The organism is Chryseobacterium sp. TQ-BC-N36 (assembly GCF_058382295.1).
Map to the genome: position 1 here is coordinate 1,353,551 of NZ_CM178175.1, position 15,085 is coordinate 1,368,635.

A 15,085-nucleotide genomic window follows, 5' to 3' on the forward strand; every position below is an offset into this window, starting at 1 on the left:
TAAAAAACATTTTTGACCTCAACCAGACAATAAAAAGCAAATAATTCAGTTTATTTTAAAGTTAAACGTCATTTTTCGATTTAAATTTTCGCCTTAAAAAGCTCTTTAGAATAAGGTTTTCATTACTTGAACAAATTTTTATTAATAAATTTTTTATTTTTTTTCAATATTAGACACTTCATAGTGTCTTATTTTGTATATTTGCTTCAAACTAATAACCATTTTATATAGAAGCACTATTGTATTGGAAAATTAAAAATTTCGAAAACAAGCAACTAAGGTAAAAACACTAAATGCAACAGTATCATTAAATCTCTAGTGATACTGTTTTTAAATTAGAGGTGTTTTTGATGTACAGAAAATTGCAGATGCCGACGGTTCGGTATCAAAATAGTTGATATGAAGAGAGACTGTCCTTGGACAGTCTCTAATATTTTAAAAGATCAACCTCTGTTAACCTTTTGCTTTCTGGTCTGTATAAAACTGAAAGCCTGCCTTTTTTTCAATAAGCTGTAAAGGATATAATGCAGGATTATATTCACCGTTCAGCACTTCATTCAAAGCATGCTTTTTAGATTCTCCAAAGGCAATCACCAGAATATTTTCGGCATTATTGATCACAGGTGCCGTCAGCGTAATCCTGAACATTTCCTGAGGTTTCAGATAATAGGCAGATACCCATTTTTCTTTTTCGTCCAACACTGCTTCACCAGGAAACAGAGAGGCAGTATGACCATCATCTCCCATCCCTAAAAGGATAAAATCAAAAATCCCATCCTTACCTAAAACGTTCCTGATCTGCTTTTCATAAGTCTTTGCATAATCCTCAGGAGCTACTCCATCAGCATACATAGGGAAAATATGATTTTTATCAACAGGAACCTGGCTGAGAAGTGTCTCATCCGTCATCCGGAAATTGCTTTTATCATCATGTAAAGGAACCCAACGCTCATCTACCCAAAAAAAGTATACTTTATTCCACTCAACTTTTCCTTTATACTCTGGAGTGGACAATAGTTTGAAAATAGCTTTGGGAGAAGATCCTCCACTCAGGGCCACTACAAAACGGTCATTCTTCTGAATGGACTTTTTGGAAAGATCAACAAATGTGTCTGCTGCTTTTGTATACAGTTTTTCCAGATCGTCAAATACTGTAATATTCATTTTATCTGTTTATATTAATATTATTTTTATACCCAGCTGTGCCCCTGTCTTTCAACCAGGGCATTGCTGTCTTCCGGACCCCAGCTTCCTGCTTTATAATTCGGAAATGACAGATCTTTATTATTTTCCCATGCTTCCTGTATGGTAGTGACAACATCCCATGCTTCTTCTACCTGATCGGAACGCATAAATAGAGTAAGATCTCCTAAAAGGGCATCCTGAAGCAGAGTTTCATACGCTTCCGGAGTATCTTCCTGACAGGCAAAATAATCAAAAATCATTTCTACCGGTTTCAGATCCAGGGTAAGTCCCGGCTTTTTCGTCATAAACTGCAGCCTGATATCCATCATCGGCTGGATATTAATGATCAATCTGTTGGCCGATAAATGGTGCGGCGTATCTGAGAATGTTGAATGCGGAAGCGGTTTAAACTGAATGGTAATATAAGAGTGCTTTTCTTTCATTTTCTTTCCTGTACGAACATAGAAAGGAACTCCCTGCCATCTTTCATTATCCAGATAGAATTTTATTGCTGCGAAAGTTTCTGTATTGGAATCTGTGGCAATACCGTCTTCCTGGCGGTACCCTTTCACCTCAATTCCGTTTATTGTACTTTTTGCATACTGCCCTCTTACGGCATAATGATCCACCTGATCCGGTGATATTCTGCGGATTGACTTCAGGACATCTACTTTACGGTCTCTGATCTCACCGGACTCTACTGAAGCCGGCGGTTCCATGGCTACCATACAGAGAATCTGAAGCAGGTGATTCTGGATCATATCTCTCAGCGCTCCTGTCTGTTCGTAAAAAGCACCTCTTGTTTCAACCCCCACCTCTTCGGCTACCGTAATCTGTACAGATTCTATGTACTTATGATCCCACAAAGGTTCAAAGATTGAATTTCCGAATCTGAATGCCAAAATATTCTGTACGGTTTCTTTTCCAAGATAGTGGTCAATACGGTAGATCTGCTCTTCTTCAAATGTTTTTGCCAAAAGGCTGTTCAGTTCAATGGCAGACTGTTTATTGTGACCAAAAGGCTTTTCAATAATGATCCGGTCTTTTTTCGGATCGGAAGCCAGTGATGTCGTTTTAATGTGATTGGATATTGTGGAGATAAAATTAGGGCCGATGGATAAGTAAAATAACCTGTTTGCTCTCATTCCGTAAACAGCATCAAAATCCTGAAGCTTCTGCTGCAGCTTCTGATAAGAATCTTCCTCATCCAGCTGATGCTGAAAGTAAGTAATATGGGCCTGAAAACCTGCCCAATCTTCAGATGTCACTTTCTTTCGGGAGAAACTTTCAAGATTTTCTTTAATGTAGTTTCTGAAATTTTCATCGGTATTTTCTGCTCTTCCTAACGCTATAATATTGAAGCCTTTAGGCATTCTGCCATCGATGTATAAGTTATAAAAAGCCGGAAAAAGTTTTCTTTTTGCCAGATCGCCTGTTGCACCAAAAATAACAATAGTTGTTGGCTGCAAGACTCTATTTTGATTCATTTTTTTCCGAATTTTAATTGTTTGCACTTTGCCAAGAGGTGTGGAAAACACCTTCTCTGTCAATACGTTGATAAGTGTGGGCCCCGAAATAATCACGTTGAGCCTGAATAAGATTTACAGGAAGAGATTCTGTAGTATAAGCATCGAAATACCCCAACGCTGTCTGAATTCCTAAGCTGGAAATTCCGTTTGACACGGCATATCCTGCTGTCTTTCTCAGGGCTTTGATTTTTGATTTTACCAGCTCAGAAATCTCCTGATCCAGAAGAATATTAGAAAGATTAGGATCTTTAGTATAGGCAGAATAGAATTTTTCCAGCAATAAGGAACGGATAATACATCCTCCTCTCCAGATTTTCACCACATCTTTCAGTGGAATTTCAAAACCATATTCTTCAGATGCCTTTACCAGTAAAGATAAACCTTGTGCATAGCTGATCAATGTTGAAAGGAAAAGGGCATCCCCTACTTCTTTAATGAAAAGTTCCGTATCTTCCGGTTTTGTGATCTCATTATCAGCATAGAGCTTGGAAGCCTGGACTCTCTCATTTTTATATGCGGATAAAATTCTAGAGGTTACTGCAATATCGATAGTGGGTATAGAGACCCCGATTTCCATGGCCTGCTCTGAGGTCCATTTGCCGGTGCCTTTTGCTCCCGCTTTATCTAAGATCTGATCAACAAGATAGTTATCAGTCAAAGAGTCTCTTTGAGTGAAAATATCTCTTGTAATTTCAATAAGGAATGAATTCATTTCGCCGTTATTCCATTCTTTAAAGACATGGTACAGCTGATCATTATTTAAGCCGGCTCCTCTTTTTAAAAGATCGTATGCCTCACTGATAAGCTGCATGATTGCATATTCAATACCATTGTGCACCATTTTCACATAGTTTCCGGCAGATCCTTTTCCCATATAGGCCGTACAGGCTTCATGATCAACTTTTGCTGCAATAGCTTCAAGCATTGGCTTCAAAAGTTTAAAAGCTTCAAGATCTCCTCCCGGCATAATGCTGGGTCCCGTTCTGGCTCCTTTTTCACCTCCTGAAACTCCCATTCCCATAAAATGCAGTTTTTTGGATGCCAGATCAGCAACACGTCTGTTGGTGTCTTCGAAATAAGAATTCCCTGCATCAATGACAATATCACCTTCACTTAAAAGCGGGGTAATATTTTCCAGTACTGCATCTACAGGTTTTCCTGCAGGAACCATAAGAATAATTTTTCTCGGAACTTCCAACGCTGATACGAAATCTTCCAAAGAGCCTATCCCTTTTACTTTCATCGCTGCAGCAGCTCCTTCCTCCAATTCTTTAACTTTTTCCTGATCAAGGTCGAATCCTGCGATTGAAAAACCATTGTCAGCGATATTATAAAGCAGATTTCGCCCCATTACTCCAAGGCCAACCATTCCATAACTATATCTTTCCATTATATTGGTATTAATATGAATTTTGTTATACAGAGAATAAAATTACGCAAATGCCTATAAGGAAAAAAATAAAAGGAAAGAAAAAGTTCTTTGGTATGATGTTTTGTACTTATCGATGAGTTGCTAATATTCACATTTTCACATGATTTTGGGCTTAAAGAATAAAATTCAATCATTATTATGGTAATGATCTATTAAAACAGTCTGTTTTTTGGCATAATTAAACTTATATTTGCCAAAATTTATAAAGTAATGAACTATAAACTTGAACTCAACACTCAGGAGCCTAATTCTAAAATCGTTTTTAATAATATCATATTTGATTCGTTCAAGATTAATATAGTTGAAAGATATATCGGGTCCATGAAGGCCCGCCCTACATTATGTGAAGTTTTGTTTAAGGTAAGAACTTTAGATGATGTTATTATCAACAGGAAGGATGGCAATATAAGAGTAAAGATCAAAGGTGATGATTTTGAAACCTATCAGAAATTATCCAGAGATCTGAATTCTTACGAGTACAAAAACAAATTGATTAACAGAAAAGAAGTAGAACAGAATTATGTTCATTTCATTCTGAGTTTAGTCATTGCAAATTATCAGCTTAATTAAGCTGTTCAGGGGATCGTCCCTCTATTGTCGTGGAGGGACAATTCTCAGGAAACAACTATACCAACACCATTTGGTATTTTATGTCAAAAAACACTGCGTTATTAATAAAGGAATTTTGTAGCTCTAGGTGTTACAAGTATATCCATCAATTTTCCTTACTTCAGGAAATTATTTATAATCCTTTTTAATACAGCCACTCTATATCCAATAGACTTTTGATCTTTAGAATATCTGATATCAACAGTTTAAACCTTACAGACTTTAACCGCCAGCTACATCTATTATTACTCATGAGAATTGAGTGACTGGAGTTTTGTAAATTGATTTAAACATATCTTATCTCTGCTCTGCATTGCCATATACAGTATATCAGCTTTAGCTTTTTCATCGTAAAAAACCGTTAAGTTTTCTACATTTGGGGCTTATTCTATTTTACTTGATAAAAAAATATGAAATTTCTTTTGCTTTTATGACCAATCGGTCATATATTTGTATCCTAATTTTTACTCATCATGACAAAAGGTGAAGAAACCAGACAGTTCATTATAGAAAAAGCGGCTCCTATCTTTAATACAAAAGGAATTGCTGCCACTTCTATGAGTGATATTATGGAGGCAACCCAATTGTCAAAAGGCAGCATGTATGTTCATTTTGAGAATAAGGAAGTTCTCGCCTGCGCAGCTGTTGAACATAATATGAAAATGCTGAATGATAAGCTTCAGAAGCACTTAAGCAGATTCAAAACTGCTAAAGAACAATTATTTGCCTATATCGATTTTTTCAGTGATCCCAATCATCCTCCGGTAGTCGGAGGCTGTCCGCTGTTAAATTTTGGGACGGAAGCTGACGACACCAATCCTATTGTAAAAGAAAGAGTAAACCGGGGGATCAGACAAGGGGAAGAATTGCTTTCCGGCATTATAGAAAAAGGAATTGTCAATAAAGAATTCAGGGCAGACTGGAATGCTTCAGATTTTGCAACCGTTCTCTTTGCAATGCTTGAAGGTGGACATCTCATGGCAAGAATGTCCGGGAAGAATGCCAAAATAGAAGTTATTGGCCATAATCTTAAAAAAATTATACAGGAGAACAGCCTGTAATTTTTTTAAATAAAAAATGACCGATCGGTCACAATATAAAATACTATCACAACAATTAATTAAAAAACAAAAAAATGTCAAAAACAGTTTTAATTACAGGAGCATCAAAAGGTTTTGGAAAAGCCTGGGCAGAAGCCTTCTTAGCAAAAGGATACAAAGTGGCAGCCACTGCCAGAAATGTAGAAACACTGAATGAACTAAAAGAAAAATACGGAGATTCTGTACTCCCGTTGACTTTAGATGTTGACAAACGGGAAGAATCTTTAGCTGTAGTTCAGAAAGTACATCAATACTTCGGCAGCATTGATATTCTGATCAATAATGCGGGATATGCATTAACAGGTGCTATTGAAGAAACGAACGAGCAGGAAGCCAGAGCACAGTTTGAAACCAATTTCTTCGGAACCTTATGGCTTACCCAGGCAGTACTTCCCATTATGAGAGATCAGAAAAGCGGCCATATTATTCAGGTTTCTTCAATCCTAGGATTGGCGACTTTACCTACCATGGGACTTTACAATGCTTCTAAATTTGCTATTGAAGGCTTGAGTGAAACGCTGGCGGCAGAAGTAAAAGGATTTGGAATTCATGTGACCTTGGTAGAACCTAACGGTTATGCATCCAATATCTGGCATACAGGAATCAATACCCAAAGCAACCCTGTTTATGATGGTGTTAAAAAGGCTTTCGCTGAATCTGAAACTTCTTTTGGAAATGTCGACGCTACAGTTCCCGCAATTATAAAATTAGCAGAAACGGAACATCCTCCATTGCGTTTATTATTGGGAAAAGTAGCTCTTCCATTTGTAAAACACAACTATGAGCAACGGTTAAAAGTTTGGGAAGAATGGAACGATGTATCCGTAGAAGCTCACGGATAATTCAAAAATATATTGATAAAAAATAAGCTCTGTTTGTTATAAACAGAGCTTATTTTTTATCTTTTCTGAAACCAGCAGCCAGATTCCTTTCTCAGTTTTCTATTTCATCATTGATCATTTTCCTGTTCACCTCCCTGAATGTCTATTTCGTCATGAAATATGACTGTTCCAGGAAATTACTTATTTCTCAGGATTTTTCCAGAGCATAATTTTGTCTCATCAAAAAAGAAAACAGATTTAAACTCTAATACTACAACGCAATGAAAACAACAATTTCAACAATCCTGTTAGCAGCAACTTTTATCTTAGGAACCCCTGCTATTTCTAAAGCGCAAAATAATAAGGCTGCTGCTCTATCATCAAAACCAGATATCAGTATCCGTCCTTTTCACATCAGTATTCCGCAATCCCAGCTGGATGATCTTAAAAAACGTATTTCAGAAACCCGTTTTCCAGATAAAGAGACCGTAAAAGACGCTTCTCAGGGAATTCAGCTTGAGCAGTTAAAAGAGCTGATGACCTATTGGGCTAATGGATATGACTGGAGAAAAGTGGAAAACAGACTGAATGCTCTCCCGCAGTTTGTAACCAATATCGATGGACTTGATATTCAGTTTATCCATGTACGTTCAAAAGAGCCCAATGCAATGCCGGTGATCCTTACTCATGGCTGGCCAGGGTCTCCTCTGGAATTTATTGATGCTATAGGTCCGTTAACTGATCCGGTAAAATACGGAGGTAAAGCAAGTGATGCATTTGATGTGATCATACCTGCCATCCCGGGATATGGCTTTTCAGAAATTCCCAGAGAACAGGGCTGGAACCCCGACCGTGTTGCCTTTGCCTGGGATGTACTCATGAAAAGGCTTGGTTACAGAAAGTATGTTTCTGAAGGCGGTGACCATGGATCCGTAATATCTGATGCACTGGCCAAACAGGCTCCTTCAGGACTTCTGGGTATCCATCTTACAATGCCGGCTACTATTCCTGCTGAACTCGTAAAACCTATCAATGCCGGTGACCCTGCCCCATCCGGACTTTCAGCTTCGGAAACAAAGGCTTATAATGCCATGAGTACTTTCTTTGGAAGAAATGCAGCGTATGGAGGAATGATGGTAACGCGTCCACAGACAACAGGATATTTACTTTCCGATTCTCCAGGTGCTCTGGCAGCATTCTTATATGAGAAGATCGCCGAATGGAGTGAAAGTGACCTTCATCCTGAAAATGTAATAGGACGTGATGCTATCCTTGATGATATTACCCTTTACTGGCTTACCAATACAGGAGCATCTTCTTCACGTTTCTATTGGGAAAATAATAAAAACAACTTCAGCGCAGAAGCACAAAAGACAAAAGATATTAAGGTTCCTGTAGCCATTTCGGTATTTCCTCATGAAATTTATCAGGCTCCGGAAAGCTGGTCAAAAAGTGCCTATCCAACCTTATATTATTACCATAAAGCACCTAAGGGCGGACATTTTGCAGCCTGGGAGCAGCCACAGATCTTTACGGAAGAGCTTAGGGCCGCTTTCAAAGAGGTAAGAAAAAAGCTTTAATAAAAGTATCAATAAATATCATTCAATCTAAATAATAAAAATATGGAATTAAATACCATTCAGGAAGTAGAAAATACAACCGTAGTGAACATCAGCAAAGTTTTATACTCTGGTAATGTTATTGTAACAGGAGGCCGCAACGGACAGGCAAAAAGCAGTGATGACAAACTGGATATTGAACTGACTTCTCCAGGTTCAAAGGGAAACGGAACCAATCCGGAACAGTTACTAGCAGCCGGATGGTCAGCATGTTTTATCGGAGCTATGCATTTGGGAGCTGTTAAACTGGGAGTCAATCTTCCTTCAGATCTGTCTGTCAATGCCACAATAGATCTGGCAACCCATGATGACGGATTTTTTCTGCAGGCACATTTGCAGATTGTTTTACCTGGTCTGCCGATAGATGAAGCCAGAAAAGTAGTGGAAACTGCCCATGCAACATGTCCTTATTCAAAAGCGACGCGGGGTAATATCAATGTGAAGATTGATGTGGTGGTGTAATGTTCAGAATATTATAATAACATTCTGATTGAAAATCTTCCTGCCTTTGGGTAAGGAAGGTTTTTTATTTACAGAAGAAAAAGTTTTTGATCCGTTTAATCTGATATCATTAATTTCCAAAATTCACAAAATGCGGAATATCCGTTGCAAAACTGTTCATCGGTAACAGGTTATTCCGGTTACTGTTAAAATCAAAGACTGAATTATTATCAAAAGGAACGCTAGGATAATACATGAAAGAAATCTGAATCCTGTTGAACACCAGATAGGGATTATTGATTAAAACACCGATTCCGATTTTTGTGTTGGTCTTTGTTTTAAATAATTTATCATCAGGCATTCCCAACCATCCGACAGCGGTTGTCAGATAAGGGCTGAAATGGAAATTCTTCCAGGTTTTATTAATAAATAATTGAAGCTGATATCTTAGAACAAGCTTTTTAGTTCCGATATAATCTGAACTGTAAACCGGAAATTCGTCCGGGGATGAAAGGTTTATCCTATCTTTATAAGAGTAATTATGCTGTGGGTTTCCCAGTGCTAACGTTGGGGAAAAGAAATGTCTGGCTTTGGCGAATTTCCAATCCATAAGATTTGTAAAATAAGTTCCGTCAAAGCGGAAAGACTCCCTGTTCTGGCTGTCTTCATTAAAAAACCTTCCAAACTGAGCTTTTACTGTGAAGTATCCCATCTTAGTAAAACGGCCGTAAGATGCAGAAATCCCAACGTATGGATTCACTTCTTTATTTCTTGATAAACCTCCTGCAATAATATTGACCGAGTTACCGTAGGCAACGTCTTCCGGCAAATCATACTGGAAAATATTCTTCTGAACTGAAAAGTTTCTCTGAATAAACCCTATAGACATCAGAAAACTGTTATAGGAACTAAAATATTTATACTGATCGATACCGGGACTGTCCTTGTACTGATAGTTCTGAAACCTTCCTATTATCGCAATATTGCTGGATACTTTTTCACTGGGATCAGAAGAAACGGGAATCTGGTATCCCCCCCATAAATCCTGATTATACACTTTGATCTGAACTTCCGGAAAAGCGGTGTCAGTTTCTATCGGTAGCAAAACATGCCGCATAAAGTATTCAAATGTAAAACCACCTGCCCACCTGGTAAGTGGAGAGAAGAAGTCTCTTCTGAGATTGAAATTAATTCTTTCATTTCTGAAAAAATCTCTTTCTCCCAAAACCTGGGCATTTATATAAGACCCAAAAAGATTATAGGCAGTATAGCTTCCCAAAACGTAATTCTGTTTTTCTTTGGAATCATTTCTGTAAAGGAAATCAAAAGTATGGCCCAGTCCCAGTACATTTTCTTCAGTAACTCCCAAACCCAGCTTGCTTCCGGAATAGCTTAATCTGGGCTTCAGGCTCCAGGAATCCAGAACTTTTACCACCACATCGACAGAATCCTTTCCCGAAGTACTGTCAGAAACACTGATATTCACCCTGTTTATAAAAGGCATTGCTCTCAGCAAACGTTCAGATTCATAAAGTTTCTGGGCATTGTATTCCTCTCCTTTCTGAAAAAGTAAATAATTACTGACTGTGGAAACTTTTGTAACAGCATGCAGGTGATCCGTTACCCAATCATACCATCGGGATATTTCTTTATTATCTTTGGATCCATATCCGAAAGGGTCTATTGTTTCAATCCGGATATTTCGGATATATTTTTTATTATAAGTTTCCTGTGAGAGTTTTTCTGTTCTGGATTTAACAGAAGTGGAATCCGGCTCTCTCCGGAATATAAAACGATGAAGGAATTTGGTAACTTTTCTCTGGTCCGAAAATTTCTCTATTTTGTAATACAGTGAATCTTTCTTTTCTTGTGCGTTTAAAAAGAAAAAGCCACATAAAAAGAAAAGTAAAGTTGCAGTCGATCTAGTCATTAGTCATCAAAATTCAGTACATTTTGTAGTATCAATTTGCAAGCCAACAGTGCACGAAATATACCAGGATCTGAAAATTTTATGCTGCATATTCTGATCTTTCATAGATAAGTTTTCATAATAAAATCAGGACCAGGAGCTATACCGCCTTCAAATCTCTTTAATAACACACTGATTATCAATTATATTTCACTTACAGCTTCATATTGCATATTTCCCAACCTTTCATATTATTTATCAGGCAATTTTTAACATTCCAATTAAATTGAGACATAAAGAAAATAACAGTAATACAAACAATTCTTTTGAAAAAGCACTCTTCTTTTGATACCTGCAATGTATCCAAAAAGATAAACCTAAAAAGAACAATCCTGTTACGACCCCAAAAACAGTTCTGGTGATAAGAGCCGGAATAAATTCATTTTTTACCATAGTATTCCAACTTTCTTCAGATCCGATCCAAAACTTTGAAACCAGTATCAAACTTAGTAATCCTGATGTATAAATTACAGTTTTCAATAAAAAAAATATCTTTCTTTTATTTGCTTCATTCATATTGATCCTCTATTATACAGCTGGCAATTTAGGAAAATAGGAATTAAAAATTGAATTCATTCTGTAAATCTTATTATATAATAAAAAAGCATTTTAGCTGCACGGTTTAGGAATATCTGTAGCAGAATAGATACCCGGATTCAGCAGATATCAGTGATAAAAAAGTCTCCATCAAATTGGGAGACTTTAAAATAGTATAGTGAATTTGTGTTTAGTGTTATCGGAAATTCAGATTATTTTTTATATTCCAACAATCTGGTATTTGCATATAAAAATTATCATTTAAAAATAGCAGTTGTGAAGTCATGACTTCACAACTGCTTATGAGCTTTTATTGCTAAAAATATAGCGCTAAAAAAATGTGATTAGTTTTTAATTATTTTTACAGTGCTTTGTTTTTCTCCGTTATCTAATGTAATGATATATGCACCAGGAAGTAAGGAGCTTATTTTAATAGATTTAGCCTCTGTATTTCCGGATAATACTACTTTTCCTAAAGCATCCGTAATTTGGTATTTAAACTCCGAACGGGAAGATGACTTAATGCTAATAACGTCTTTTGCCGGATTCGGATACACACTTATATTACTGCTCTCTGCTAATGAAGAATCAACCAATGAAGTAACAGCTGCAGCCGGAGCTATTCTTAGTGTATAATCTTCAACTTGCCCATAATCAAATGTTCCGCAAGAAGAAGCCGGTAATGAGTTGTATTTCAGGATTACTCTCATTCTTACATCTCCGGTAGTAGAAGTCGTTGGAATGGTTATATTTCCGGAGACAGAAGAGGCTATCGTTGCTGCCTGTGACCACGCTAATTCACCCGAATCAGCAAAATCACCGTCACCATTATAATCAATATAAACAGCATAGGCTTCTCCATACGTATAAGTTGGCCAATATGGCGTCACCGTTATAGGATATGTTTTCCCTTTTGTTACGTTGCCGATGACAGAAGTAAAGTTTTCATATCCTGATGTACCCGTTGATGATTTATTAATATTGGCAAATTTAACATTACTGATAGACTCATCCGAAGCAGAGTTTGAAGATGATGTACAATATGATGTATTTCCTGCTCCGGACAGAGTGGTTACGTTTACACTATTACTTGCCGGGGAAATATTTCCTGCCGCATCTTTAGCCTTTACAGTAAAATTATATGATGTTGCCGGCGATAATCCTGTTACAGAATAGGTAGTTGATGTGGTTGAATTTAAAAGCGTATTGTCTTTATACACATCATATCCAGTTACTGCAACATTATCCGTAGCCCCACTCCATGATAATACAGTAGCGTTTTGTGTAGTGGAAGATGCAGACAATTGAGGAGCAGTAGGAGCCTGATTATCAGTGGAATTTCCACCGCCAGAATATGCCTGCCCCAGACCAACTGCATAAAATGCATTTTGAACAGCCTGATGTTCAGCTGAGTCTGCTCCAAAAAGATCTTTTGCTGCCTGAATACCATATGTCAAAGTATTATTGTACGTAGAGTTAGAGGTCAGATAAGAAGTTTCCAGGCGGTATACGATTTTAGCGGCCTTTTCAAACCCTATTCCGCTCACATTAAAACTGTTTCCAATATCATTCGTTCCGGATCCTCCTTTTACTACCAGATAGAACCAATAGTTGATTACACCACTATTCGTGTGAACTCCGCAATAATCATTGTTATCATTAGGGGAACAGTTGCTGCTTGCGTCTTTCCAATAAGTTCCTTTATAAGTATCCGGCTGTTTGGATAACCCTGAATTTGGATTACTCATTGATCTCAGATAGTTAGGAGATACCTTTACAATATCTTCTCCCATCAAAAAGTTTTGTTTTTCGGGCGCATAAGCATTTTCCACTACCGCTCCCCAAATATCAGAAAGACCTTCGTTAAGAGCCCCTGATTCTTTTTGGTATGCCAGGTTAGCTGTTGACTGGCATACTGCATGTCCCAGTTCGTGTGCAGTCACATCAAATGCTCCAAGCGGTTTGAAGGTACTTCCACCATCACCATATACCATTTCACTTCCGGACCAAAAGGCATTTTCGAATGAATTTCCGGCATGAACATAGCTATTAAGTACCGCACCCTGATTATCATAACTGTTTCTGTTGAATGTATCTTTGAAATAGTCATATGTTTTTTCTACCCCCCAATGCACATCCAGTCCGATTTCATTGCTCCAGTTATTATCCGCATCCGTAATATTGTTTTTCACAAGATTGTTTTCACTTCCATTATTGTTGGTATAGGTATTAACTCCTCCTCCTCTGGTAGCATCTTTCAGCACATATTTTCCATTTACAAGGGTCGTTTCAATAGTCTTTGTTCCACTGTAAAGCGTTTGGGCACTTCCAGAAACAAAAGGCATAAAGCTTTTTTGCGCCTGATTTTCAGCCCCTATAAAAGCCTTTTTACCCAATGTTATCCCGTGTGCATTGTCTCCGGCATGCTTCATAATCAGATCATTAAGCAGAACAGCACCTGATTTGGCATCTACATAGACATGAGATCTTAAAAAAGGTTCTGCTGAGAAAATATCAAATTTATAAGACAGCAAAAGTCTGAATTTTCCGTTGGAAGATTTTACAGGAAGTAAAACCAGTTCCCCTTTAGGCTGATACCCCAGTTCTTTTCCATGTTCTGTAGTATTCATCAAAACTTTTGCCCCTACATACTTTGTGGCAATCTTAAGCGCTGCAGCTTCTGAAAGGTCCGGATGGATGTTTGTATCATTTGTATCATACACTTCCCCATTCATACTTACAAGATTACCTTTTATATAATGCAGTACATAATTGGCAAACTCCACTTTGATCCCATCATGATAAAGCTGATACTTTTCATCTGAAAAGTCACTGAATAATTTTGCAGATTCAGTTTTCACCAACTTAGATCCCGCAGGAAGATTTAAAATTTCTGAAAAGAATTTTCCCTGATCAGATAACGCCAGATTTTTGGCATCTGTTCCTTTGTTAAATGTAACAAAGATTGACCTGCCATCATCATTGGTAATTTTTTGCTCAATGAATCTTTGAGCGTTGATTGAAATACCACTTACCAAAAGCGGTATAAAAATTGCGAAAGTTAGTTTGTTTTTCATAAAAATATATCTATTTAGTTAGACAGTTAATAGTTATTAAATACTGGACAGAATAAAAGATCTTACTCTGTTTATACTGATTGAAATTGTTATTAACATCCACTTTTTTCTGTAAGCTTAAAAATTAACTTATTGCTCTCTGAATAAAGAAGCTGATGTTGTCAATCAGTTTTAATAATGTTCATTGGTTGTCCAAAAATAGAAAGGCAGATTTGTAATCCGCAATAATTGCTTACGTATAGATACGCTCACAGGAAAAAAAGTGTTTTTTGAATGAATTACAACAGGAATATGTTGCTTTTTAACTTGAAAATACAGATCTTTAGATCTCCTTTATTTCTTTAAAAATTAAAGAAAATTATAAGCTGTATTAAATTGGTAAGATGAATAAAAAACTATACATCTTGAATAGTAATTAAATTTTCTATCAAAAAAACAGTCAAAATGACAAACCCACCGGCAGGGCTTTAAAACCCTGATGGAAACAGGAATTTTCCATATAATTTTTCTACCATCTGTCAAATATTTAAAACTTAGGATAATCATAAAACCTTATTTCTGATTTAATCATTTGCATCCATTCAATTTTTGATATTCTGATTAAAACGTATTTAATAATTGTCTTAAACATGTGAATTATTTATAAACGAATTTAAATATTAACTTATATTTTTGCGCGAAATAAAGCCATATCCTATGGCTAACAGAAGGATTTACTTATGGATTAAATACATTGATTCAACAACATTGTATTTGATCATCCGAT

Annotated in this window: 10 protein-coding genes; 5 read left to right on the forward strand and 5 right to left on the reverse strand. The window is 36.9% G+C overall.

Going from position 1 to position 15,085, the window contains the following annotated elements; all coding sequences use genetic code 11:
• Positions 1–453: 453 nt before the first annotated feature.
• The 3 genes from pgl to gnd are packed head-to-tail and all read right to left on the reverse strand — an operon-like array spanning position 454 to position 4,104.
• A complete protein-coding gene (pgl, locus tag AC3FI7_RS06045) occupies positions 454–1,164 on the reverse strand; it encodes a 6-phosphogluconolactonase (protein ID WP_491461646.1) in 711 nt (236 codons plus the stop codon).
• A 26-nt stretch (positions 1,165–1,190) separates the two neighbouring features.
• Positions 1,191–2,672, reverse strand: a complete 1,482-nt coding sequence (gene zwf / locus AC3FI7_RS06050) for a glucose-6-phosphate dehydrogenase (protein WP_343658668.1) — start codon at positions 2,670–2,672, stop codon at positions 1,191–1,193.
• Between the two features lie 13 nt (positions 2,673–2,685).
• Entirely contained in the window at positions 2,686–4,104 is a 1,419-nt protein-coding gene (gene gnd / locus AC3FI7_RS06055; RefSeq protein ID WP_343658669.1) for an NADP-dependent phosphogluconate dehydrogenase, read from the reverse strand.
• 252 nt (positions 4,105–4,356) lie between these two features.
• Between gnd and AC3FI7_RS06060 the strand changes: the two genes are divergently transcribed.
• The 5 genes from AC3FI7_RS06060 (at position 4,357) to AC3FI7_RS06080 (ending at position 8,757) form a co-directional block, all read left to right on the forward strand.
• Positions 4,357–4,716: a prevent-host-death protein gene (locus AC3FI7_RS06060; RefSeq protein WP_142722743.1), complete on the forward strand. Its 360-nt coding sequence runs from the start codon at positions 4,357–4,359 to the stop codon at positions 4,714–4,716.
• A 512-nt stretch (positions 4,717–5,228) separates the two neighbouring features.
• Positions 5,229–5,816: a TetR/AcrR family transcriptional regulator gene (locus AC3FI7_RS06065; RefSeq protein ID WP_343658670.1), complete on the forward strand. Its 588-nt coding sequence runs from the start codon at positions 5,229–5,231 to the stop codon at positions 5,814–5,816.
• A 74-nt stretch (positions 5,817–5,890) separates the two neighbouring features.
• Complete coding sequence (locus tag AC3FI7_RS06070; RefSeq protein WP_491461647.1) at positions 5,891–6,697, forward strand: SDR family NAD(P)-dependent oxidoreductase; 807 nt, start codon at positions 5,891–5,893, stop codon at positions 6,695–6,697.
• Positions 6,698–6,957: 260 nt separating this feature from the next.
• Complete coding sequence (locus AC3FI7_RS06075; protein ID WP_142722740.1) at positions 6,958–8,256, forward strand: epoxide hydrolase family protein; 1,299 nt, start codon at positions 6,958–6,960, stop codon at positions 8,254–8,256.
• A 42-nt stretch (positions 8,257–8,298) separates the two neighbouring features.
• Complete coding sequence (locus AC3FI7_RS06080) at positions 8,299–8,757, forward strand: organic hydroperoxide resistance protein (protein ID WP_142722739.1); 459 nt, start codon at positions 8,299–8,301, stop codon at positions 8,755–8,757.
• A 109-nt stretch (positions 8,758–8,866) separates the two neighbouring features.
• On the opposite strand, the gene AC3FI7_RS06085 is transcribed toward AC3FI7_RS06080, so the two are convergent.
• Both AC3FI7_RS06085 and AC3FI7_RS06090 read right to left on the reverse strand, forming a co-directional pair.
• Entirely contained in the window at positions 8,867–10,666 is a 1,800-nt protein-coding gene (locus AC3FI7_RS06085; protein ID WP_142722738.1) for a BamA/TamA family outer membrane protein, read from the reverse strand.
• A gap of 920 nt (positions 10,667–11,586) precedes the next feature.
• Positions 11,587–14,319 (reverse strand): M4 family metallopeptidase, encoded by a 2,733-nt coding sequence (locus AC3FI7_RS06090; RefSeq protein WP_491461648.1) that lies wholly within the window; start codon positions 14,317–14,319, stop codon positions 11,587–11,589.
• Between the last annotated feature and the right edge of the window lie 766 nt (positions 14,320–15,085).

Coding starts and splice junctions, on each gene's coding strand:
- AC3FI7_RS06070 (WP_491461647.1), top strand. CDS start 5,891: ATGTCAAAAACAGTTTTAATTACAGGAGCATCAAAAGGTTTTGGAAAA.
- AC3FI7_RS06085 (WP_142722738.1), bottom strand. CDS start 10,666: ATGACTAGATCGACTGCAACTTTACTTTTCTTTTTATGTGGCTTTTTC.
- AC3FI7_RS06065 (WP_343658670.1), top strand. CDS start 5,229: ATGACAAAAGGTGAAGAAACCAGACAGTTCATTATAGAAAAAGCGGCT.
- AC3FI7_RS06075 (WP_142722740.1), top strand. CDS start 6,958: ATGAAAACAACAATTTCAACAATCCTGTTAGCAGCAACTTTTATCTTA.
- AC3FI7_RS06090 (WP_491461648.1), bottom strand. CDS start 14,319: ATGAAAAACAAACTAACTTTCGCAATTTTTATACCGCTTTTGGTAAGT.
- AC3FI7_RS06060 (WP_142722743.1), top strand. CDS start 4,357: ATGAACTATAAACTTGAACTCAACACTCAGGAGCCTAATTCTAAAATC.
- pgl (WP_491461646.1), bottom strand. CDS start 1,164: ATGAATATTACAGTATTTGACGATCTGGAAAAACTGTATACAAAAGCA.
- gnd (WP_343658669.1), bottom strand. CDS start 4,104: ATGGAAAGATATAGTTATGGAATGGTTGGCCTTGGAGTAATGGGGCGA.
- zwf (WP_343658668.1), bottom strand. CDS start 2,672: ATGAATCAAAATAGAGTCTTGCAGCCAACAACTATTGTTATTTTTGGT.
- AC3FI7_RS06080 (WP_142722739.1), top strand. CDS start 8,299: ATGGAATTAAATACCATTCAGGAAGTAGAAAATACAACCGTAGTGAAC.